Raw genomic sequence first — 21,681 nt, forward strand, 5'->3', positions numbered from 1 at the left:
AACTCTGGTCAAAATCTCTGTCTACGGATGAAAAAGCAGCTAAAATAAGTAAAGCACTAAATTAACCAACCGATAATATATAGTATGAGAAGAGCGATTTTACTGACAATGTTTTTACTTTTTGGCCATCTTGCTTACGCCAGTAATAATCAGAATTTAAAGTGGGTTCACGATTTTAGTTTTGATAATATTCAGGTATGGAAAAACTCACACAAGAGACTTAGCGTCGAAGATAAAAAAGCAAATAATAAAATTGAAAAATACACTAAAGAAAAAATAAGAAAATACTTAGCCCAACGAAATAAAGTACTCAAGTATAGTGACTTCTCGAATTTTCAAACAGACTCTTTAGAGTTCACAAAAAAGAAAGATTATATTCAGCTCTACAAGCTTGGAAGCTATCAAAATTCAAGAGCTAAAAAAATCTATCTTGCAGAAATTCATCGTCTTTACAAAGACCGCACTGTCATCACAATGTTAAGCTCAGAAAAGAAACTCACTAAAACAGACATAAAAGATTTAAATTCTAAATTTCAATTTGTTACGGAGCAAAGATAATGAGAAGACTATGCACAGTCCTTGTCGTTATATTAAGCATGTCAGTCCATGCATTTGTTCCAATGAGTAATTATGAACTGGACCTAAGTGTTGCTCATACGCAGTGTCTTGAAATTGGAAATTTTGATATTCTAGATGATTCAAACTCTCAAAAGCTTTGTGAGATTGTTGTTAACTCACCTGCCTGTGATGATGTTGAAGCAATTGATAAAAGAAGATGTGACCCTAAGCTGATTGTTGAAAGTAATATTGCCGTTGACTTTATTTCATGCCTAAAAGGTCTTTGGGGTTCAGCTGTTGAATTCATGAAATTCATAGGCTCTGTCATCGATTATATTATTGATGATGAGTACCGCGGAGAAAAGAACGAAGAACTTCTAAATACACTCCAAAGTGCAAAGCATATGCTTGCAATGGAATGGTCTCGTTCACTCAGTGAAACTGATGGCCTAGGTCCTATGCACTATATTAATGCCGCAAAACACTTTTCAAAAACAATGGGGACAATCATATTTAATATGCTTCAAGATGCTTATTATTCGTCCCAAGCAAACTATGCATGCCTTTCTCCTGCAGCGAGGACCAAGGCGATCTGTCAATTCGCAGGCTCTTATGTGATTCCACCTACAGTTGTGATTGCAAAGGTTGCAAAGTTTCTTCTAAAGACAGGAAAAGGTGTTAAGCACTATACCCGTAAAGACTTTGCAAAAAATGAGCTAGAAGCGGATATACATGAGAAAAGAGATATTGATGAAGATGTTGTTGACACGAAGGGGCCTTATTCGGAAGAATCAAGCTTCTTGGCCAGACTGGACCTCTCTTTAGCAAGAAGAGCATTTGAAAAGCCTGAACAAATTACAGATATTGCAAATGCACAAGTGGATGCGCTATTACAAGTCGTCAAGAAAGTCGATCTTCCACATAGTGTCCATATGATTGAGATTGATGGAAAGAAGTCAAAGCGAATACTTCTAACTGAAAGTGATTTAGCATCTTCAAACTCTCAAGCGGCCAAAGAGCTACTTGCCTATATGAAACAAAGTGGAAGAAACCAAATCGTTATCTCTCCGCAAGAAATGTATCAAAGAAATACAACCCTAATCGCAACAGATAATGCTACATTTGTCTCGAGTACAGGTTTTGCAAACTTACTACGTTTGAATGAAAAAAATAATCTTTCACAAAATAAAGCATCCGCAGCGATTGAAGCAACAATGATTAATTCTTCCGATGATAATGTCATTCGACTTGCAAAGGAATTGAACGATCAAGGGTTCTCAGTTCGTGTTATCGAGAGACAGGCCGTTAAAAAAGGCACAGACGAAGTTATAAAGAAAAAGGCCCTACAATTTAATCGCTTTGCAGCTGATCAAAATAACCCAGCAGTCCTTAGACTAAATCGTTTTAGAAATGACGACTTTAGACAGAAGATTATTTTCTACCCTGATGATCTAAAGCCAGCACAAGGGTCTTCAAATCGTGCAACAAGGGCCGTTTCATTCAACTTCTCCAACTTAAGAGAACTTGTGGACGGAGGATATGCTAATACTGTTCCACACGAGTTCAGACATGCTAAATTCGAGTATAATCGCTCAATTGGGAAAGAATCTGCTTATGATCTACGTGTCCAACACTTAAAACCAGATGGAAAACTTCATGATGGGAAAACTTATACAAACTACTTTTCAATGGAAGAAGTTTATAATCATGCACAGGATATTCACAGTGTTACTCGCAAAATAAAAAAGGATCCTCAAATTGGTCTTACCCTAGCGAAGGTTTCAGCAAAGGCCGACACGATCATTAATATTTCAAGAGGATTTAAAGTCCAAAATGATTCTCTAAATTTAAACTTGATGTCGAGAATTCTTCCTTCTCAATTGAGTAAACCAATTCGAGAACAGGGCTCATATCGAATTAATGTTGGAAGCGACAGTTTTGTTAGGATTGTCAGAGATAATAACAACTATTTCTCAATTTCTCTTAGAGATGGTGACATCGAGCACTCAGTGCCAATGGCCTCAGGACGATCAAAAGACGTGCTAAGAAATTTCATCAGAAATGCAGATCAAGCAGCACAAACGAATGACATGAATGCCATCGCAAGTGAGCTAAAGACTGTCTTAAGAGAAGTTGTTGCAAAGAATAATGAGAGAAGAAGCTTAATTAAATCAATCGAGCCAAAGGCCAAGGCCTTGAAAGAGGCCATTAAGAATACTGATTATTCAAATCAAAGCTTAGAAGAAATTAGAGAGCTGTCACGCCAGCTCTCACAAGCTTCAAAAGGTCGTGCTAATTAGACTTAGTTTCAAGTACGGCCTTATAAAAGGCTTCAGGATTAACAATTCCACCACTTTCACAAGGAAGCCTACCACTCTTTGGGATATAGGCCGTTGCAAGAAGAAGCTCCTTTAGCTTTAAAGGTGCTAATTCTGGATTAAGTTTATGACCTTTAAGTAATACGTTTGTTATAAAAGGAGCCGCCATCGATGTTCCATTTAGAGGAATCGTTCCACCACCAGACTGTGCAGAGACTACACCTTGTCCAGGGGCAAAGATTTGAACTTTCTTATTTCCAAATTTTGAAAAGCTAGCTGGCCTATAAGTATCCATCTTATCTTTTTCAAGAGTTGCTGTATTTAAGGCCCCGACCTTGATCATATTGGCGTAATCATAACTTGCCGGATAATTATCATTGCCCTTTAAGTCGAGATCAAGATTACCACGAGCGTTTCCTGCAGCAACGACAAAGACCGTTTCAGGATTCTCAACAAAGGTATTTTCTAGATAATAAAAGGATTCACGAGGTGCCGACATTGGGGCCCCTGGAAAGCCAATAGCAAAACTCATGTTAACAAATTTCACTTTCTTTTCTTTAATGTATTCAGCGGCCTTTTCAAGGTGATCTGAAATCGCGACGTCTCCTGCAAAGCCAACTAGTCCATACTTATCCAAATCCTTAAGTGCCAAGGCCGCAACGTGAGTTCCGTGAGAAACAGGATAAGGTGTATGAATAAGAGAGTGAGTTTCACGAATATTATTATCGTCTCTTAAAAGGCTTAAGCCAGCATCGTCTTGTCTTTGCCATCCCCAAGAATCATCAACTCTCCCATTGCCATCATTATCAATACCATCACCCGCAATATCAAATGGTGAATTATATAATTTATGTGTTAATGAAGGGTGCATAATATCAAAGCCTGTATCAATGATAACGACAGGCTCACGAGTCTTATCCTCAAAGACACTTAGTCTTCGTTGATATTCTTTATCAGTTAGATTAAATTTTTTAAGCTGCTCACTAACACTAAATGGAGCTTCTTCATTATACTGGCCAATTAACTTGCCATCAGGAGTGAAGGCCTTAAATTCGATCACAAGATTGGCCAGAGGTGCTTTCATATTATAAACGACCTCATAATATTTTGAGACCTCTCCGTTAGGAGTAAGAACGTCGATTCGATATGGTTTTGGCGCAAAGAAATCGAAGTCGTCATCATTTGTGTCGTCATAACGATAGTGTTTAATACCAATTTGCCTGTATGAGCTTTGCGAGATGACCCATTGTTTTAAAATCGTTGGATCATCAAGGTCACCTTCAACAAGGGCCTTCTCCTTTACTTTATCTGTAATAACACCGTTATCATCAATGACAAAAACGCTCTTTAAACGCTGTCCATTTTCTAAATAGCTATACTCGGCATGGTATGTGTAAATACCATCGGTGCTCCAAGAGTCACTTGTTAGAATTCTGCCTTGTTGGTCATAAGTGCTGGCACCTGTTTTTGCTCCTGTTTTCAAATAAGTTTCAAAAGAAGCAGAAAGCTTATTGTCTTTACACTGATAAGTGGTTTGCCAATTCCCATCTGTTACGACTTTATTTGTGGGACATGGAGCTGCCATTGTTGCCATAAAAGTGAGTTGAGATAAAATAAGAGTTCTTACTGTTGTGTTATATTTCATGCCACGGTTTTTACCACACACAGACGCACCGCAGTTAAAACTTGAATAGATTACATGAAAAGCTCTTAAGACTATATAATTTCAATGAGTTAAATGTCTTAAGAATACCCCATCCCCTATATTTCTGATCACTTTATATGGACGAATTATGGCCCCTTCGCTAGTATGGCGCCATGAATGAAATCGATCTAGAGAAATTTATCAATACTCCAGGAGCAGATCATCGCTCACACTTAAACCGTCTAAAGAGAATTCAAGGTCAGCTTGAATCACTAATTAACTTAGTTGAAGATGGTAAGTATTGTATCAATATCGTTCACCGCTCAAAAACAATTCGCGGCGCCCTTCGTGGATTTGAAAGTTCTGTCATGGAAAATCACTTAAGGGGTTGTGTGGCTAAAGCAATTCAATCACAAGACACAAAACTCATTGATGAAAAAATTGATCAGCTTTGTACAATTATCAGAAAGGACTAACCAATCTGAAACTCTGTAAAATTTGAGACTGGTAGCTCTTCAATAATTGTCACATTCGTGACCTTGGCCGTCTCTGGGCCGACCTTTAAAAATTCTTCTAGATTAGTAATATCATCGAGTTCACCGCTGGCCAATACTTCGACACTGCCATCCCTAAGATTTTTAACGTAACCAGTAATTGTCGGTGTATGTTTGAGAACATACTCATAAGTACTTCGACGAAACCAAACACCTTGAACAACGCCCTCGACGCGGTATCTTCTATTAATCATAAAATCATCCTAGCATGCTCTTAGTAAGTGAAGATGCAATTTTTGTTAAATTATATGTTAAGATATTAGCATGTGTTTTTCGATACAAGCGCAAACAAATTTAAAAGAGCTTTCACAAAAGCTTAATACTCCTTTAAACACGAAGGCTTACGAATCCTTTCGCATGTTACAAGAATTCGAAGCCTCAATAGACCCGCAACAGCTGAAGAAAATTCTTGGCCTAAAGAGAAAGCCTAGTAGCGATGTCTTTAAAACTGCAGATAAAGAAGGACGTATTTTTCCAAATTACTTCACTAATGTCATTACCCAAGAGGGCAAAGAAAGGACGATCTCGCCAATGCGCTATAGAGTGCGCCCACGAGGCTCTCAAGAAGAGATTCCGACGAAGTTTAATGTTTTCAATGCTAGGCTTGATTCACTTGAAAAGCGACAAACATGGTCCCCTTTATTTATGAGAAATCACGCGGTAGTGGCATTCGATGCTTTCTATGAATGGGTTGAAAGAAATGGTAAAAAAACACTTATTAAATTTCATCCAGAAGATGGCAAGCTGATTCTTGCCCCCTGCCTATGGGATGAATGGACTTCAAATGACAAGCAAGTAAGTTTTAAATCATTCGCTATTATAACGACTGATCCACCTAAAGAAATTGAAGTCATGGGCCATGATCGTTGCCCAATCTTTTTAAAAGAAGAATCTTTAGATGATTGGCTTAATCCAAAAAATCTCAAGACACAAGATGCATATGAGATTCTCACCCATCCGTATCAAGAACATTATGATTACGAATGGGCCTAATTTTTTAAGTCATTAAGAAATTGAGACGACTTCATACTCACGAGTAATATCACCTGTTTCCACATCAAAGATATCACCAACTTCCATACCGAGTGCCTCATTTCCAATTGGCGAAAAGACAGAGATTACAAGAAGTGGATTCCCATCAAGATTTAACATCGTTCCACCAGCAGTAGGTGTAATGAAGTAGTGTCTAGTTTGCTCATTGAATTTCAGCTCAACAAGTGATCCAAGAGCAATTTTATCACCATTTGGAAGGTCTTCAGAGAGTTCTTTAATCATATTGATATCGATCTCTAATTCATCGACACGCTTTTTTTGAGCACCAGCAAGATAGCCGGCCTCAATTGCGCGAGTGTCATACTTTCCTTCTTGGGCCATATCTGGCTCTTGGGACATTGTTCGAGTTGTCTCAAACGCGGCCTTGGCCTTAGTTAACTCTGTTTCTAAATTTTCAATTAATGTACTGATTATAGTTTCTTTATTCATATTAAATAATTTCGGTAAATTACCTTTAAGAAATGGTTGTATTATTTTCAACAATATACCTCAAAATCCCCTTTTGTACTATAAATTGGCCATATGAAAATCTTGCTCACCTTGCTATTAACACTTACGACAACATTTGCTAATGAGCGAAATCCTCATGAGTACCAGATTTTGGCCCATGAAGAGCTAGGCTCAGAAGTAAAAGAGCAAGACTTCTACTTTGTCGTCGTGGAAGCGCTAAGACTATATCAAGACGAAGCAATTAAGCAGAAGCGTGGAATTTCAGTTAAGACATTGGATTGGCAAACACCATATTTTAGCGCCTGGGCCTTGTATGATGAAGACGCTGATCACTACAATATCAACTTCTGGGGTGGTTTTGCACGTATGCCAAATATGACTAAAAGGGCCTATGCCTTTACGGCCTGTCATGAAATTGGCCACGTGCTCGGTAAGGCACCACGTATGGAAAATAAGCACTTTTCTCAGATGAGCACAGAAGGTCAATCAGACTTCTTTGCGGCGGCCAGTTGCTATAAGAAATTTGTTATTAACAACCCTAATTATTTTGACTCGCCAATTGAGTTAGATCCATTTGTGGCCTCACTATGTCGAGAAAAATTTACGGCCGACAGCTTCAACCAAGAGCTTTGTTTCGAGACGATGCAAGTTGCTCAAGACTTTCCAAAGGCCATTGCACACATGAGCTCTGACCCAAGTAAGCAAACAAGAATCTCAGATTCTGACCCTACAGTTGTGGAGAAAACCCTTGATAGCTACCCAACTCTCCAATGTCGTATGGATATCATCAAAAATGGGGCACTTCTAGAGTATAGCGGTGATGACATCTCAATAAAAAACCTCGACAAGCGCTTGCCATGCTGGTTTGCAAAATCAGCCACTTCACATGTGCATTGACATTTAGGGCCTAAAACCAGTTAAGAGAAACTTTGCCGTATCTATATAATTTCTTAACTTCTGATATAATTTCAGTATGCACGAACGTAATGGCGAACTCTATTCCAAATTCGAAGAAATCATCAACTCAACGACTCACAGTCTCGGAATTATTCTTGGAGTTGTTGGAACAATAATGATGATTATGAAGGCCAAAACAGGACTGCATACATTCGCCTACACCGTATTTGGACTTTCCATTACATTTCTCTACACAATGTCCACTCTCTATCACGGGACGGCCCACAAAAAACTTAAGAATATCTTTCGTAAGATGGATCATATAGGAATTTACCTTTTAATCGCTGGCTCATATACACCATTTCTCATGCTGGCCATTAAGGGTGAAACTGGCATGTGGATGATGATCAATATTTGGGCCTTGGCCTTTATTGGTATTCTGATCAAAGTTTTTGCCTTTAATCGCTCAGAAGTCCTTACTGTTGTCCTATGTCTCATCATGGGTTGGATGGTTATTGCCATCAGAACTGAAATGATTGCAAGTCTTAGCTTTGACTGTCTTAAGTGGATTGTCATCGGAGGGGCATGCTATATGAGCGGAGTTCTATTTTACTTACGTGAAAGTCTCTACTTAGGGCATGCTATCTGGCATGTTTGCGTTCTACTAGGAACGACATCTCACTTTTATGCAGTGTATGCATATGTCTAATTTGTCTTAATCTTCAATAGATTTTTACTATGAGCTGACATACATTCTTTATTGGATTCGTATAATTATTATTGTTATACTTTAGAAAATAAAGGAGACCGTATGAATACAATTAATCAATTAAAACTAATTCAAGCAGATGCCCAAGTATACTTCATGAAGTTACACAATATTCACTGGAATGTTACAGGGATGATGTTTCAACCGATTCACCTATTAACTGAAACTTTATATAATGAGTTTGCGATCGTTTTTGATGATCTTGCAGAAAGACAATTACAACTTCATCAAAAGCCAGTTCTAACGATGGCAAGTGCACTTGAAATTAGTCGCATTAAAGAGACTAACGAGTCATCTTTTACAAGCACTCAAGCACTTGAGCTTATCTTAAAAGATAACCAGTACTTCTTAGAAGCCTTCAAAGAGTTATCCGCTACAGCTAGTGATGAGAACGATGCAACAACAGTTGCTTATGCTGACGAGAAAGTTGCTTGGCTAGAAAAAGAAAATTGGCAATTAAGAGCAATGCTAGAATAAAAATATATTAAAGCCGAAAGTCTCCCTTTCGGCTTTTCTTTATACGCTCAACAATGACCTTGAAGATGTCAATCATATGATGCTTCACAGGTTCTCCATCAAGTACTGCCAATGCGTGGGCAATGGCCTCATAAGTACAAAGAAAATTTTCTCCAGGTGACTTTCTTAGCTCGTAAATACTATGGCCAACATCGATTAAGTGATACTTTGGCATTTTCGCCAAGACCTCTTCACGCTTATGGAATTTCTTTGCCTTCGACCAAGAACCATCCGGCACAACTAAGCAAGGCGTTTTATCAGACGAGCGATATTCATTTATAGGCAATGAGTCTTCAGTTGGGAAAAGATAGATATAATCAAATGTTTCAAAGTCAAAAGAATCAACATCAAAAGGCGCTTCAAGGTTACCACGTTCCATAATTTCACAATTCTTAAGTACTTTTGTTGCGAAATAGGCCGTATTACTCGTTAGCCAACGCTCGGTGAAGTGCATCGGTATAATCACTTTAGTTTGGTTAGCGAACGGTTTTAAAACGTCGCAAAAGCACCAATGAGTATTGATGCGACAATTTGGACAACGGGAATCTCTTGTATCTCGACGTGACTTTGACATAGGTTTGATTTATCATAATTAGTGCATTTATTCGATTTTAAAATAAAGGAAAGGTAAAAAATGAATTATTTTAGTGATGAAAGTGAATGGAAGTGGATGCTTAGAAACGCGATTGATTGGAAAACGATCATTCCAATGTACTATCCAAACTTCCCTACTGAAGATGGCTTTAATAATGAAGAAGAAATCCTAGGCTTTATGGAAGAGCTTCTAACTCAAACAGGGAGTTGGGCGGCCGACGCAGTTTATGGAAGAGCTGAAGCTATTGATCAAAATGGCGCCGGTGAAGTAAAAGATGGACGAACGATTCCAGGGCCAGAGCTTAGTGCTTTTTACAAAGAAGCAAAAGAGCTAGGAGCATTTGGTGTAAGTCTTCCTACTGACTTTGGTGGAATGGGACTACCTGCGGTGGCACTTATGGTTTTACTAGAGCAACTATCTCGTGCCTGTAACTCACAATGTACACAACTGGCCTTCTTTAGTTCGATTGCAGATATGGTTCATCGTTTTTGTGATCATGAAACAGCACAAAGAATTGTTCCAAAGATTATCTCAGGGGAACTTTCAGGTTCAATGAATTTAACAGAGCCAGGTTGTGGTTCTGACCTTGGAATGATTAAAACTTCAGCAACACCTGTTGGAGATGGAACATACAAACTTAATGGATCAAAAATCTTCATCACAAACGGTGGTGGCGGTGTTGGATTTGTTCTAGCACGTATAAAAGGGGCCCCTGAAGGTCTTCCTGGACTTTCACTTTTCCTTTGTGAACAAGATGAAGAAGGTATTGAAGGGCCAAACTTTATCGTTGCAAAGAACGAACATAAAATGGGAATGCACGGCTCTTTTACTTGCGAAGTTGTTTATGAAAACTCAATTGCTCGCCTAATTGGCGAAGAAGGCCAAGGATTCAAGTACATGCTTCACCTAATGAATGAGGCACGTATTGCTGTAGGAATGCAGGCCCTGGGTGGAATCGAAGGCTGTATTGGTTATGCAAGAAAGTATGCAGATGAGCGAATGCAATTTGATAAGCCAATTTCAGAGCTTCCACTGATGAAGAGAAATCTTGAAGACTTTGAAACAGAAAGAGATGCCCTAAGAGCACTTCTTGTTGATACAATTTCTTCGTATGATATTTTTCAAAAATTAGACCTTAAAAAGAAAATGACTGGTGAACTTTCTAGTGAAGAAGAAGCACAATTTAAGAACGCTTCTATCTGGACAAGAAAGCGTACACCACTTGTAAAATACTATTCTTGTGAAGCTTATACATACCTATCAACTAAGGCCATTCAAGTTCTTGGTGGATATGGATTTATGGAAGAGTATCCAATGAGCCGCTATCACCGCGATTCATTTGGGCCATTACTATACGAAGGAACAAGTCAGATCCAGGCCCTTATGGCACTAAAGGATATGATTAAGTATATCGCTAAAAATCCTGACAAGTACTTTAAAAACCTCTTTATTAAGCACCCTGCATTCAATTGGGTAAGTGCAGAGAGCAAAGAACAAAAAGAGCTAACTTCAACTCAGTACACTTTTAAGAAAAGTCTAGTGAAGTTAATTATTAAATGTCTTAAGCCTGACAGTCTTTCTGATCTTGCTAATCCAAAGGCATGGATGAATGAAGAAAATGTTGATAAGCTTATGATTCATGCAGAAACAATCTGCCAAGGATTATCATATCTTGAAACCTTACGTGTTCTTGCAAATCATGCATCAATCGATAAGGAACGCTATGATTTATTCTCACGTTACCTAAGGCTTGTCATGCCAAGACTTACTGCAATTTATAATGACTGGGATATAAGATAATTTAAAGGGCCTCTAACAAGGCCCTTTTTTTATTTTAGAGAATATTCTTCAATATTTTGATAATCATATTTCACATTGCCATTAGAGCATTGTGTTTCGTATTCAATCTTTTCAATCATCGCGTTTCTAGTCGCAGCTGAGTTTGCTTCGACAGTATAGGTTTTCTTTTGTGACAAAATCGTTTCGTTAGTAGTATTCTTAGTAACGACGCTTCTAACAATTGTATTTGAATTTGGGAAAGCATAGACAACTCCTAGGCCGAGAAAATTTGAGTAAACTTGGTTAGGGTCACCATTATTAAAGAATGCCTGACAAAATTGTTGCATGATACCGTTTTCATCTGTGTTCACAGATTCTTCAAGAAGCTTTCCAGGAATATCATATTGAGATAATGTCGTAACCGATAAGGTAATTTGATTATTAAATACAGAATCAACAGTTGCTCTGGCCGACATCACATCGGGATTTCCATTACAAGAACCGAAACGAACGTCAAACTTAATCGAGCTTATATCATCAGTACTTGCTAAATTCATTCTCATCGCTCTTAAGCGAGAACAGGCCGAACGAGCATTAGAGAGAGAAAGTTCATCAAGAGATGGCTGAACTTCAATAATACTTCCAACACGAGCACTTGAAATAGGTGCAGGACCACCACCGTATTCACCACATGAAGACATCACAAGTGAAGCGGTGATGGCCATAAAAATATGAAAGAATTTTGATTTTAAAACCTTATTCATCAATATTCTTCTCGGATACACTTAAGTAAACTTAAATTTCCATGGCCGTGAAATAGCTCAAATGTTAAATTTTACCTATGAAATTCAAAACAAAATTAGGCGAATACCAAGCTGTAGAAACCGCAGATGGCCATCTTACACTACACAGTGGCCTCTACGATGAGAATTGTCATTCAACGGCCGGAGCTTACAAGGAAACTCTCCATAACTACGTATACGGCTGTGAAACAATAGACCGAGCAAATAGCTCGCCTATAGTCATCCTAGAAATTGGACTTGGGGTAGGCCTAGGAATTCTGGCAACATTCAATGAGACAAAAAACTGTCAACATAAAATCAAATTCATCTCAACAGAGATCGACCCAGAATTAGTTCAATGGGTTTGCAAGCAAAATAAATTCTCTAATAATCAAGTCGACAACGATAGAATTTCATTCGATTTAAGTGATAAATTTGAAGTTGAAATACTCATTGGTGATGCCAGAGAAACTATAAAGAAACTTATCCTAGAAGATATTAAGGTCGACTGTATTTATCAAGACGCGTTTTCGCCTACTAAAAATCCTTCTTTATGGACTAAAGAATGGTTCAGGAATCTGCGTAGTATATGTGATAATAATTCAGTAATGACAACATATAGTGCTTCAGTCAAAATTAGAAAGGCCATGTTAGAAGCAGGCTTTCACGTTACCAATATGAAAGGTTTTGCTAATAAGAGAACGGCCACTCGTGCTTACACTAACGGCCAGTACAAAGATGAGAAATTAGAGGCCGAACTTTCGCGCTCTAAGACTCCCCCTTTTTCAGATAAGGATTTAAATGAACTTTAATACTTTTAACACACAAGAAAATATAATTTGTAAGCTCTTTAATATTAAGTTCCCTATCATTCAAGGTGGGATGGTTTGGGTTTCTGGTTCAAAACTAGCAGCTGCAGTAAGCAATGCTGGAGGCCTAGGCCTTATAGGGGCCGGTTCAATGAAGCCGGATCTTTTAAGGGAGCATTTAAGAAAAGCTAAATCACTTTTAGATGAAGGTAAGCATATAGGAGTTAACGTTCCTCTTCTGTATCGTCTTGCTGAAGAACAAATCCAAACTTGCCTTGATGAAGGAATAAAAATCTTTTTTACTTCAGCAGGCTCACCTAAGAAATATACAAAGTTTTTAAAAGACCAAGGATGCACAGTTGTCCATGTTACCTCAAGTCCTGCCCTTGCCAAGAAATGTGAAGACGCAGGTGTTGATGCCATAGTCGCAGAAGGTTTTGAGGCCGGTGGCCATAATGGTCGAGATGAAATCACAACAATGTGCCTTATCCCACAAGTTTGCGATACAGTTAAGATCCCTGTCATTGCAGCAGGTGGAATCTTTGATGAGCGTACAATTGCCGCAGGCCTATGCCTTGGAGCAAGCGGTGTCCAACTTGGAACACGCTTTCTTATGACCAAAGAAAGTAGCGCCCACCAAAATTATAAAGAAATGATCTTAAAAGCTGGGCCAGGAGATACTCGCCTTCAAATGAAGCCCTATGTTCCAGTGAGACTTTTAAAAAATAAATTTGCCATGGAATCACTTAAACTCGAACTCGAATGTGCACCAGTTGAAAAGCTAGTAGAACATTTAGGAAAAGGACGCGCCAAGCTTGGTATGCTTGATGGTGATATAGACGAAGGCGAATTAGAAGTAGGCCAGGCCTCGGGTGCCATTCATGATCTACCAAGTGTGGACGAGGTTATGTTAAAACTATCATCGGTTTTTAATTAATTACCAACCTTTATAATCTTGAAATTGGCCGGCCCTATAACGACGATCTAATTCTTTATAGAAGATTTTCATATATTGAAAATCTTCTACTTCTATACGAGCATCCATAAGCTCTGAGTAAGTTAATTGCGTAAAACGCTTTGCCTTGGTTAGATCATTATCGAAGTATTCACGATACAACTCGAATTGGTATGGGAATAAGTCAACTCCTTTAAAACCAGAGCAATATTTAAAATATGCAGTAAATTTAAAACGATCATACTGAGGACTTTTAAACTTATCTCTAAGACTAGAAAAGAAATTATTATAATAATTTCTTCTTTGTGGAGTATTAAAGTAGAGCGCATACAACTTTCGTTTTAAATAATAATCATCAAACTTAAGATTATCATAAATACAAAACCTTAAATTATTATAGAGCTGAATTTCACGCTCAACCTGAGTATGATACATATTCTCTAATTCAAATATTCTTTCAAAGTTTCTCAAATACAAAGAAGCTATCTTCCTCTCCTCCTCATTATCATTCTTTAAATTTGCCATTACATAATCAAACACATCGTCTCTAATCCCATCACCATTTTTATCAACTCCTCTAAGCGTATCACTTAGATCCTGATTTAATAGTACATGTATAGGTGGAGTTGATCTCATTTTCTCAATGATCCCATAGAGTAATAAACCTATCGCATTGGCCTGAGTAGTAAAGATGAAACAAACCAAAATCTTTAACATTAATATATTATTTATTTTTTTCATTTATGAAATCCGTTATTGTACCATATTCATGTTATATCCACGATCCTTATCAGAATAAAATATTGCAGTTACAAAAGTTTTAGTCCACGACTCAGATGTAGGGTATTGCAAATTAAACATCCTATACCTAGGATATACTCTAACAACAATATCTTCGATACCATCATTATTGATATCACCATAGGAACTAACGAATACTCTTCTGTCACATACAACATAGTCATCACTTAAAGAAGATTTTTCACATTCGTAGGAAATATAATCTCGTTCCTTACTCCCATGTTTTTTTGTATAGATTACTGCCTTATTTGACTCATTAAGTTTGATACCAATCTCTGAATTATCTTTATTATAAAGTGTAATCTTCTTCTTATCTTTTAGAACATACTCTTTTTCATACTCACCAACATTAAGCTGAGTAAGATTATACAGAGTTTGAATTTCTGAAACTTTAAGAAGATATGCACATGAATCTGTGGAAATATTATTTACGAGTGATTTATAGGAAATTATATCCGTGTCCACAACATAATCCCCTTTTGGCCCAACAGATGCAATGAATAAATCAATAGGTTTTAAACGATCATCAAGACATGCCAAATCAAACGGTTTTTTTAAAACATTTTCATTATTTATATGACGAAAACTATATTTCTTATATCTTAGAGATACTATATCCAATTCCTCTTTATTAAGACTAAACCTGACATTGTCATTTCTTAGAATCTTTCTATTTTTTATAAAAGCAGATAACTTAACATAAGCATCGCTAACACTTTTCTCATAGACGCGGGATTGTTCTATTATCTTGCCAAGTGTTACATCTTGATTCCGATTATATTTAAATTCTTTATTGAATCTTTTCTTATATTCATCTTCCAGATTCAAAAATTCTTTATAAATAAAGTTCGAAAATTCATAATATTTTTCGAAGCGAACAAAATCACCACAAGACTTTAAAAATTGAGAAATCAAAATAGGTAATTCTTCATCTTCAATTTTTCTTTGCTGAATTCTTTGAGAAGGAATCATTCCACTAGAAAGAGCGAAGAATGCATTATATAAGCGATTCTCCCATGCGTATTCAATAGCTGTAACCCCACTTGCTAGTTTCGTTAATGAATTAATACCAAAATTATTATAATCCTTAATATTTGGATTCCTTAAAGCGGCTTTGATAATCTTATCATTAAGATCTGTGTCTTTAATTTTAGCAATAAATGGAGCAAGCTCATAAAGATTTTCACCAATATCCTTGCGATTAGAAAACTCCAGGATATAAAGAAGAGGTATAACTTCTTCTCCATTAGAGTTTTCAAATCTCTCTACAAATGAATATCCTGATTTATATAAATCGCTAATGCTATTTTTATCTAAGGAAAAGCTAGTCTTGTAATTATTCGTAACAAGCATTAGAGACTCATTAACAGTAAAACCAGCTTTAGCAAGTACTTTAGTTTTATCAAATAACTTCTGATCTTCTTTGATCATGGTAAAGATATTATTGTATTTATTTTTTCTTTTGTATGGTTCTATACTCATCAAATCAGTCATGTATGACTTTCTTGCCTTATCGCTAAATTTATATTTCGATAAAATTGGAAAAAAGTAGTCATCATACATTGATGCCTTTAATAAGGTATCATTCCCAACAACTTTCGTTATTTCATCGACATTTCCATTATAAAAATAACTTAAACGTAACGCCAAAAACTTTAAAAAGTCTGAGTTGTAATGATTAAATAATATTTTTAAACTTTCGAAATTATGACTACGAACCGCTTCTAAAACATATGCAAAAGAAGAAGAATAGTGATTTACATCTTGCTTTCTTCTATAGCTTACGTAATTACTTTTGTAAGTTATAAGACGTGAATACAACGCAAAAAAATATTCATCTGAAGGTATTTTTATATTTGTAAAAGTCACTTCGCCAACCTTCAACTCAGGCTTGTCTATTACAAGTTTATCAAATATTTTCTTATTTGTTTCCAACCTTTCTTTTAATAACTTTTGACTTTCTTTGTTTCTGACAAGCTTCAAAACATCCTTATCTTCGCAAAGAAAAAATTCATCGGCATATAAACCGTATGTCACCTTACATGTATATACTATTTTTTCCTTTTTTATATAAATAGATTTGTATGCAAAAACTGAATAACTACACAATAAGAAGACAACAAAGTATTTCATAATATTTTTTTTCAATTAGAACTTCCCAATTATTAATTAATTTATCTATTTATCGACAAATAAAACCTATTCATTAAACATATATTACTGTTTAAAGATCATTAATTGTGGCGCCGCTCTGATCCCGAGCTATTTAGACAGTTACTTTGTGTCACCTGTTCATTCTTTTTTTTAGATAATAACCATCTAATATTGTTATGTTTTTTGGCACGTCCCTTGCTTTTATATAGCTAAGGAGGTGAAGAAGTCCTTAAATAAGGCACACACAACACACGCACATTACACAGACATTTTGACGGAGGAAAACGCAATGAATGCAATCGCGATGAATGGATTATCGTTTGGTTTCTATCGTGAATTGGCCATGACACTAGTATGGTATATTGGCTCACTCTCGTTGATGTTATCGCTATTTGTTTTTGTTATCAGACCAAAATTTGGTCTAGCGCAGGCCGAGCAAGCAGAGTTTAGAACGCAAATGGAGATTGCCAAATTTATTCACACAAGAAAATCCCAAGTGGCATTTGGGAATGAGAAAAATTGGAAGTACTTACGTAAGCAAGTCTTTCGTATCCAAGGCACGAAGTGTCTTAAGTGTGGAATCGAACACGACAATATGCATATTGATCATATTAAACCTAAATCGATTCACCCACACTTAGAGTTTATGATCGACAACCTTCAGGTTCTTTGTCCAACTTGCAACAGAGAAAAGTCGAATAAAGATGAAGCCGACTATCGCAAGGGACATCATTTAATGGCATTAGTAAATACCATTAAAGAAAATAAGTTATTAAGAGAAAGGTATACTTATGACTTTGATAAACTAACGAACCTTACAAAAGAAAAAATGCAATTTGAATTAGCAGCATAATCAAATGAAAGAAGGGAGCATAGGCTCCCTTTTCAATTATAGGTACTCGATCTTCGTTACAGAAAATAAAAGAACATCACTGTCTGTTTCGACAATAGTGTCATTTGAAACAACTTCAGGACTATCATTGCGATAGACAACTTCAAGAACTCCAGCTTTTTCAATCTCGTAACTAAGGCCAAGATTTGAAAATAACTGAGCAGCGATACCTTTTGAACTATCGAGAAAGTAATGAGTGAAAGCACTCGATTTAGTGTAATCATAGCCAAGGCCATTGCTTACATTCTTCAATAAGAATTTCTTCTCGTCAGAAATACAGTTAAAAACATTGATTGCATTACGCCACTCGAGAACTTGCGTTACTTCACATTCGGCCATGACAACAACTTCATTAGTCATAATATTTGTCATTTCAAAGTTAAGTTGAAATCTCGCAGTTGAATTTGCATAAGAACAAAGACTGATTGTTACAAATGCAAGTACCATTAATAAGTTTTTCATATGAATCTCCCTAATTACTCTTTAGGGATACGGTATAAAGATTGGTATGATAAGAATATATTCAAAGCAGCAATTTTTTAAGAAACTCTCCCCGAATTTGTAACAAGATTCACAAAATTAGACACAAGCAAGAATTCTTACTCATTAATATCATCACTACCAGGATTAAAGAGGTTAAAATTTAGCACAAGTGTAACAACATCGTTATCTTTGTCCTTATCTTCAGTAACGATCTTTTTAAAATCCTCAAAGAATCTTAAGTATAGAGCTATGATCTCTTGCCTAGCATTTTGACTCGTATTAAAAACCATTGATCCATAGGCATCAAGGCCAGATTTGTGCTCAAGGTTTGCAATTGCTTTATTTAACCAAAATCGACGCACATCAGTCATCTGCTTTACGCTTCCTCGATCGCTTAGCTTAATTTTTCCGGCCTGATAAATCCCGTTAACTTTCTCAATTAGATTATTCTTCTCACAAATTTCAATGATCTCATTTACTTCCTTTATACTAAGGCCCGTGGCCTTTGCGACAAAGGAGTCTTGATGAAAGCTTAACTTTTTATAGCCTGGTAGATCCAAACAAACTAGTACATGGCCAATATTTGGATTCTCAAAATAGTGCTTCGTGATCGCAAGGCGCATTTGATTATACTGATCCAATACTTCAATAGAGCGATTTGATGAAAATTCAAAAACAAGGGCCATGGACTCCATCTCATCAAGGCCAAAAATAATTTGTAAAAAGTCATTTAAACACAGCGCCGTTTCACCACTTTTTAAACGCCTTAATTTAGATGCTGAGATTTGACACGAATTAGAGATATCACTTAGGGACTTATGACTAAAGATATGTTCTAGAAGCTTATCTGTTTTTGTCACATCATCATTAAAGCGTAAATAAGACATAAGAATCGCTTCGACATCGATATTAAAAATCGAGCAAAACTTTAAAAAGTCTTCCCATGATGCCTTAGAATGCCCCTTCTCCCAACGATGAATGATATTAGAGCTCGCCCCTAATTTCTGATTCACCCATTCTTGGCTTTTCTCACCTCGAATGGAGCGAATTAATTGTTGTGAAAGATCATCGTAATTTATCTTTTGTGCTAAACTCATCTTCTAATACCCCAAACTATCCCGCTTTATATGATGGATAAATATCCTCATACGAGTGAACACCGTGATTACTATCGCGCTTAAAAATATCTTTGCGCTTTAGATCTTTTACATTTTCATAGCCTGCTGCTGCAACAATCTCACGCACGGCCTCAACTGTAGCGTGATGAAAATTTGCCACACGCTTTCCTTTTTGATCAACATTAAGCCCTTTAACAAGGTCTGGATTTTGTGTCGTGATACCAACAGGACACTTATTTGAATTACAAGTTAACGCCTGGATACAGCCTATGGCAAGCATCATGGAACGTGCCCCATAACAAGCATCTGCTCCTAATGCCACGGCCTTAACGATATCAAATGCAGTAAAGAGTTTTCCTGCAGCGATAACCTTAATTTCATCTTTTAGGCCATGCTCCTCTAAAATATTAACAACAGTCGTTAGCCCTTCAATTAAAGGTGTTCCAATTGAGTCTGAAAATTCTAAAGGAGCGGCACCGGTACCACCCTCGGCACCATCAACTGCAATATAGTCAGGATAGTTATCAAGGTCTTTAAAAGTTTCAACCATTTCAATAAATTCATCTTTTCGGCCAAAGCATAATTTGATGCCCACGGGCTTGCCTCCACTTAACTCTCTTAGGCGCTGAATAAAGGCAACCATCTCTGTCGTGTCTCGAAATTCTTTATGAGATGGTGGAGAATCAACTTCTGTTCCTTGCTTCACACCTCGAATACGTGCAATTTCAGCGGTATTCTTTCTGGCAGGAAGTATTCCACCGTGTCCTGGCTTTGCGCCTTGTGAAAGTTTAAGCTCAATCATCTTCACTTGATCATGGCCGGCCTTTACTTTAAACGTTCTTTCACAGAAGCGTCCCTCAGGTGTTCGCGCCCCAAAGTAGCCTGTCCCAATTTGCCAAATGAGATCACCACCACCTTTCATATGATAATCACTAATTCCACCTTCACCTGTGTTATGAGCGAAGTTATTTAACTTTGCACCTAAGTTCAGGGCCTCAACGGCGCGGGAACTTAGGGCACCAAAGCTCATGGCCGAGATATTAAAAATTGAAAGATTATACTTATGCTCACAATGCTTACTTCCCACAAGAACTCTTAAGTCTTTTTGGACCTCGTGAAATTCCTTCGGGTACATTGAGTGATTAATCCACTCATAACCTGTTTCATAAACATCTTTTTGAGTACCAAAGGGCTTTGTACTAAGAGCAAGCTTCGCTCTTTGATAGATAACATTTCTCGTTGTTCGAGGAATAGGTGTTCCATCTTCATCTGATTCGATAAAATATTGATAGATCTTAGGACGCAGATCTTCCATCACATAACGAAAGCGCCCAACCACAGGGTAATTACTTTTTAGCGTATGCTCACTTTGCATAAGATCATAAAAACCTAGTAAATAGATTGGCCCAAGCACCAAGTATTGATAGTAGAAGAATTCATTAAAGAAAACTCCAGCAAATATTGTGGCAGCATTGGAAATAAAGAAAAACCACCAAAATAACTTACGTGGGCTAACCCCGCGACCAAGATAGGCCATACTCACCTCATTCGTAATAAACAAATTAAATTACAATTTGTCAGTTTTATACCTTTTATGACTTACTTATCGTCAAGATTTACATTTGTTTTACAATGAAATTGCTCGTGAATTGTTAAGATTAGTTAAACACAAACACGAGAGACACCTATGTGCACAAAGACTTATTCATTAAAAAACTTAAATAAAACAAACACACTCTTTCTTCTAATCACACCACTAATTGCCATCGCAGGAACAATTGCATGGCTAAAAGTAGATGGTTTTGATTGGAGAATCCTGGCCTTGTCCCTAATCTTCTATATTGCGACAGGACTTGGGATTACGGCCGGCTACCACCGCCTATTTGCCCACAGATCGTATCAAGCAAGTTGGCCAGTAAGGCTTCTTCTGCTTATTTTTGGGGCCGCAGCTGTTCAAAACTCAGCATTAAAATGGTGTAACGACCACAGAGTTCACCATGGAAAGGTTGATACTGAACTAGATCCATACAATATTAATGAGGGCTTCTTCTATGCTCACATGGGATGGATCCTTCTTCTTGAAGATCAAAATGAGTACAAATATTCTAAAGACCTCTTAAAAGACCCAATGGTTATGTTCCAGCATAAGTTCTATCTTGGCTTTGTTGCGCTGTTTAGCTTTGCACTGCCTGCCCTTATTGGATACCTTTGGGCCGGATCATGGCTAGGTGGTTTATTTGTTGCTGGTGTTGCAAGAATTGTATTCGTCCACCACTGTACATTCTTTATCAATTCACTTTGCCATGTTGTTGGAACACGTCCTTATGACAAAGGACAAACAGCACGTGATAGCTGGGTGATGGCCTTATTCACATACGGAGAGGGTTATCATAATTTTCACCATACATTTCAAACAGACTACCGAAATGGAATCAAGTGGTACCACTTTGATCCAACAAAATGGTTAATTCGATCTTTAAACTTCGTAGGCCTAACGTGGAATCTTAAGAGGACACGTCCTGAGTTAATTCAAGCAAGAATTCAGGCATAAAC

The 21,681-nt window shown here is 37.1% G+C and carries 22 protein-coding genes; 12 read left to right on the forward strand and 10 right to left on the reverse strand.

The features are described from left to right. Positions 1-84: 84 nt before the first annotated feature. Both ABMA78_RS13350 and ABMA78_RS13355 read left to right on the forward strand, forming a co-directional pair. A complete protein-coding gene (locus ABMA78_RS13350; protein ID WP_392860729.1) occupies positions 85-558 on the forward strand; it encodes a hypothetical protein in 474 nt (157 codons plus the stop codon). Continuing rightward, positions 558-2,858, forward strand: coding sequence for a hypothetical protein (locus ABMA78_RS13355; RefSeq protein WP_392860731.1), 2,301 nt, complete (start codon positions 558-560; stop codon positions 2,856-2,858). Before ABMA78_RS13350 ends, ABMA78_RS13355 begins: the two co-directional genes overlap by 1 nt. On the opposite strand, the gene ABMA78_RS13360 is transcribed toward ABMA78_RS13355, so the two are convergent. Continuing rightward, positions 2,851-4,521 carry a S8 family serine peptidase gene (locus ABMA78_RS13360; RefSeq protein ID WP_392860733.1) on the reverse strand — a complete coding sequence of 557 codons (1,671 nt, stop codon included), beginning with the start codon at positions 4,519-4,521 and terminating at the stop codon, positions 2,851-2,853. The genes ABMA78_RS13355 and ABMA78_RS13360 overlap by 8 nt on opposite strands. A 173-nt stretch (positions 4,522-4,694) precedes the next feature. Here ABMA78_RS13360 and ABMA78_RS13365 point away from each other — a divergent pair, with 173 nt between their 5' ends. Then, on the forward strand, positions 4,695-4,997 hold the full coding sequence (locus ABMA78_RS13365) for a metal-sensitive transcriptional regulator (protein ID WP_392860735.1): 303 nt from the start codon (positions 4,695-4,697) through the stop codon (positions 4,995-4,997). On the opposite strand, the gene ABMA78_RS13370 is transcribed toward ABMA78_RS13365, so the two are convergent. Beyond that, positions 4,994-5,269: an acylphosphatase gene (locus ABMA78_RS13370; protein ID WP_392860737.1), complete on the reverse strand. Its 276-nt coding sequence runs from the start codon at positions 5,267-5,269 to the stop codon at positions 4,994-4,996. The genes ABMA78_RS13365 and ABMA78_RS13370 overlap by 4 nt on opposite strands. 70 nt (positions 5,270-5,339) lie before the next feature. Between ABMA78_RS13370 and ABMA78_RS13375 the strand changes: the two genes are divergently transcribed. Further along, complete coding sequence (locus ABMA78_RS13375; RefSeq protein ID WP_392860739.1) at positions 5,340-6,068, forward strand: SOS response-associated peptidase family protein; 729 nt, start codon at positions 5,340-5,342, stop codon at positions 6,066-6,068. A gap of 12 nt (positions 6,069-6,080) precedes the next feature. On the opposite strand, the gene ABMA78_RS13380 is transcribed toward ABMA78_RS13375, so the two are convergent. Further along, a complete protein-coding gene (locus tag ABMA78_RS13380; protein ID WP_392860740.1) occupies positions 6,081-6,557 on the reverse strand; it encodes a GreA/GreB family elongation factor in 477 nt (158 codons plus the stop codon). Between the two features lie 93 nt (positions 6,558-6,650). Between ABMA78_RS13380 and ABMA78_RS13385 the strand changes: the two genes are divergently transcribed. The 3 genes from ABMA78_RS13385 to ABMA78_RS13395 all read left to right on the forward strand — a co-directional run bounded on the left by ABMA78_RS13385 (position 6,651) and on the right by ABMA78_RS13395 (position 8,721). Further along, the gene (locus tag ABMA78_RS13385; RefSeq protein WP_392860741.1) at positions 6,651-7,475 is read left to right on the forward strand and encodes a hypothetical protein; all 825 of its coding nucleotides are present in this window, start codon (positions 6,651-6,653) and stop codon (positions 7,473-7,475) included. Between the two features lie 76 nt (positions 7,476-7,551). Beyond that, positions 7,552-8,184, forward strand: coding sequence for a hemolysin III family protein (locus ABMA78_RS13390; protein ID WP_392860742.1), 633 nt, complete (start codon positions 7,552-7,554; stop codon positions 8,182-8,184). Between the two features lie 102 nt (positions 8,185-8,286). Then, positions 8,287-8,721 (forward strand): DNA starvation/stationary phase protection protein, encoded by a 435-nt coding sequence (locus tag ABMA78_RS13395; protein WP_392860744.1) that lies wholly within the window; start codon positions 8,287-8,289, stop codon positions 8,719-8,721. A 7-nt stretch (positions 8,722-8,728) separates the two neighbouring features. Here the strand turns inward: ABMA78_RS13395 and ABMA78_RS13400 are convergent, their stop codons facing one another. Beyond that, a complete protein-coding gene (locus tag ABMA78_RS13400) occupies positions 8,729-9,334 on the reverse strand; it encodes a tRNA-uridine aminocarboxypropyltransferase (RefSeq protein ID WP_392860745.1) in 606 nt (201 codons plus the stop codon). Between the two features lie 60 nt (positions 9,335-9,394). On the opposite strand from ABMA78_RS13400, the gene ABMA78_RS13405 reads away from it, so the two are divergent. Further along, positions 9,395-11,155 carry an acyl-CoA dehydrogenase family protein gene (locus tag ABMA78_RS13405; RefSeq protein ID WP_392860746.1) on the forward strand — a complete coding sequence of 587 codons (1,761 nt, stop codon included), beginning with the start codon at positions 9,395-9,397 and terminating at the stop codon, positions 11,153-11,155. A gap of 29 nt (positions 11,156-11,184) precedes the next feature. On the opposite strand, the gene ABMA78_RS13410 is transcribed toward ABMA78_RS13405, so the two are convergent. Further along, positions 11,185-11,898: a hypothetical protein gene (locus ABMA78_RS13410; RefSeq protein ID WP_392860748.1), complete on the reverse strand. Its 714-nt coding sequence runs from the start codon at positions 11,896-11,898 to the stop codon at positions 11,185-11,187. A 77-nt stretch (positions 11,899-11,975) separates the two neighbouring features. Here ABMA78_RS13410 and mnmD point away from each other — a divergent pair, with 77 nt between their 5' ends. Further along, positions 11,976-12,728 carry a tRNA (5-methylaminomethyl-2-thiouridine)(34)-methyltransferase MnmD gene (gene mnmD / locus ABMA78_RS13415; protein ID WP_392860749.1) on the forward strand — a complete coding sequence of 251 codons (753 nt, stop codon included), beginning with the start codon at positions 11,976-11,978 and terminating at the stop codon, positions 12,726-12,728. Then, a complete protein-coding gene (locus ABMA78_RS13420) occupies positions 12,718-13,662 on the forward strand; it encodes an NAD(P)H-dependent flavin oxidoreductase (protein WP_392860751.1) in 945 nt (314 codons plus the stop codon). Before mnmD ends, ABMA78_RS13420 begins: the two co-directional genes overlap by 11 nt. On the opposite strand, the gene ABMA78_RS13425 is transcribed toward ABMA78_RS13420, so the two are convergent. After that, positions 13,663-14,397, reverse strand: coding sequence for a hypothetical protein (locus ABMA78_RS13425; protein ID WP_392860752.1), 735 nt, complete (start codon positions 14,395-14,397; stop codon positions 13,663-13,665). 36 nt (positions 14,398-14,433) lie between these two features. Continuing rightward, positions 14,434-16,629: a hypothetical protein gene (locus tag ABMA78_RS13430; RefSeq protein ID WP_392860753.1), complete on the reverse strand. Its 2,196-nt coding sequence runs from the start codon at positions 16,627-16,629 to the stop codon at positions 14,434-14,436. Between the two features lie 295 nt (positions 16,630-16,924). On the opposite strand from ABMA78_RS13430, the gene ABMA78_RS13435 reads away from it, so the two are divergent. Beyond that, positions 16,925-17,488, forward strand: a complete 564-nt coding sequence (locus ABMA78_RS13435) for an HNH endonuclease (protein WP_392860755.1) — start codon at positions 16,925-16,927, stop codon at positions 17,486-17,488. Positions 17,489-17,524: 36 nt separating this feature from the next. Here the strand turns inward: ABMA78_RS13435 and ABMA78_RS13440 are convergent, their stop codons facing one another. From ABMA78_RS13440 to ABMA78_RS13450, 3 genes are all read right to left on the reverse strand, one after another. Further along, positions 17,525-17,989 (reverse strand): hypothetical protein, encoded by a 465-nt coding sequence (locus ABMA78_RS13440; protein WP_392860756.1) that lies wholly within the window; start codon positions 17,987-17,989, stop codon positions 17,525-17,527. A 137-nt stretch (positions 17,990-18,126) separates the two neighbouring features. Beyond that, entirely contained in the window at positions 18,127-19,107 is a 981-nt protein-coding gene (locus ABMA78_RS13445; protein WP_392860758.1) for a hypothetical protein, read from the reverse strand. 16 nt (positions 19,108-19,123) lie between these two features. Further along, positions 19,124-20,665 carry an FMN-binding glutamate synthase family protein gene (locus ABMA78_RS13450; protein WP_392860760.1) on the reverse strand — a complete coding sequence of 514 codons (1,542 nt, stop codon included), beginning with the start codon at positions 20,663-20,665 and terminating at the stop codon, positions 19,124-19,126. A gap of 150 nt (positions 20,666-20,815) precedes the next feature. On the opposite strand from ABMA78_RS13450, the gene ABMA78_RS13455 reads away from it, so the two are divergent. After that, positions 20,816-21,679 carry an acyl-CoA desaturase gene (locus tag ABMA78_RS13455; protein ID WP_392860761.1) on the forward strand — a complete coding sequence of 288 codons (864 nt, stop codon included), beginning with the start codon at positions 20,816-20,818 and terminating at the stop codon, positions 21,677-21,679. Positions 21,680-21,681 lie beyond the last annotated feature (2 nt).

The organism is Halobacteriovorax sp. RZ-2 (genome assembly GCF_043196685.1).
Classification (GTDB): domain Bacteria; phylum Bdellovibrionota; class Bacteriovoracia; order Bacteriovoracales; family Bacteriovoracaceae; genus Halobacteriovorax_A.

Coding starts and splice junctions, on each gene's coding strand:
- ABMA78_RS13350 (WP_392860729.1), top strand. CDS start 85: ATGAGAAGAGCGATTTTACTGACAATGTTTTTACTTTTTGGCCATCTT.
- ABMA78_RS13355 (WP_392860731.1), top strand. CDS start 558: ATGAGAAGACTATGCACAGTCCTTGTCGTTATATTAAGCATGTCAGTC.
- ABMA78_RS13360 (WP_392860733.1), bottom strand. CDS start 4,521: ATGAAATATAACACAACAGTAAGAACTCTTATTTTATCTCAACTCACT.
- ABMA78_RS13365 (WP_392860735.1), top strand. CDS start 4,695: ATGAATGAAATCGATCTAGAGAAATTTATCAATACTCCAGGAGCAGAT.
- ABMA78_RS13370 (WP_392860737.1), bottom strand. CDS start 5,269: ATGATTAATAGAAGATACCGCGTCGAGGGCGTTGTTCAAGGTGTTTGG.
- ABMA78_RS13375 (WP_392860739.1), top strand. CDS start 5,340: ATGTGTTTTTCGATACAAGCGCAAACAAATTTAAAAGAGCTTTCACAA.
- ABMA78_RS13380 (WP_392860740.1), bottom strand. CDS start 6,557: ATGAATAAAGAAACTATAATCAGTACATTAATTGAAAATTTAGAAACA.
- ABMA78_RS13385 (WP_392860741.1), top strand. CDS start 6,651: ATGAAAATCTTGCTCACCTTGCTATTAACACTTACGACAACATTTGCT.
- ABMA78_RS13390 (WP_392860742.1), top strand. CDS start 7,552: ATGCACGAACGTAATGGCGAACTCTATTCCAAATTCGAAGAAATCATC.
- ABMA78_RS13395 (WP_392860744.1), top strand. CDS start 8,287: ATGAATACAATTAATCAATTAAAACTAATTCAAGCAGATGCCCAAGTA.
- ABMA78_RS13400 (WP_392860745.1), bottom strand. CDS start 9,334: ATGTCAAAGTCACGTCGAGATACAAGAGATTCCCGTTGTCCAAATTGT.
- ABMA78_RS13405 (WP_392860746.1), top strand. CDS start 9,395: ATGAATTATTTTAGTGATGAAAGTGAATGGAAGTGGATGCTTAGAAAC.
- ABMA78_RS13410 (WP_392860748.1), bottom strand. CDS start 11,898: ATGAATAAGGTTTTAAAATCAAAATTCTTTCATATTTTTATGGCCATC.
- mnmD (WP_392860749.1), top strand. CDS start 11,976: ATGAAATTCAAAACAAAATTAGGCGAATACCAAGCTGTAGAAACCGCA.
- ABMA78_RS13420 (WP_392860751.1), top strand. CDS start 12,718: ATGAACTTTAATACTTTTAACACACAAGAAAATATAATTTGTAAGCTC.
- ABMA78_RS13425 (WP_392860752.1), bottom strand. CDS start 14,397: ATGTTAAAGATTTTGGTTTGTTTCATCTTTACTACTCAGGCCAATGCG.
- ABMA78_RS13435 (WP_392860755.1), top strand. CDS start 16,925: ATGAATGCAATCGCGATGAATGGATTATCGTTTGGTTTCTATCGTGAA.
- ABMA78_RS13440 (WP_392860756.1), bottom strand. CDS start 17,989: ATGAAAAACTTATTAATGGTACTTGCATTTGTAACAATCAGTCTTTGT.
- ABMA78_RS13445 (WP_392860758.1), bottom strand. CDS start 19,107: ATGAGTTTAGCACAAAAGATAAATTACGATGATCTTTCACAACAATTA.
- ABMA78_RS13450 (WP_392860760.1), bottom strand. CDS start 20,665: ATGGCCTATCTTGGTCGCGGGGTTAGCCCACGTAAGTTATTTTGGTGG.
- ABMA78_RS13455 (WP_392860761.1), top strand. CDS start 20,816: ATGTGCACAAAGACTTATTCATTAAAAAACTTAAATAAAACAAACACA.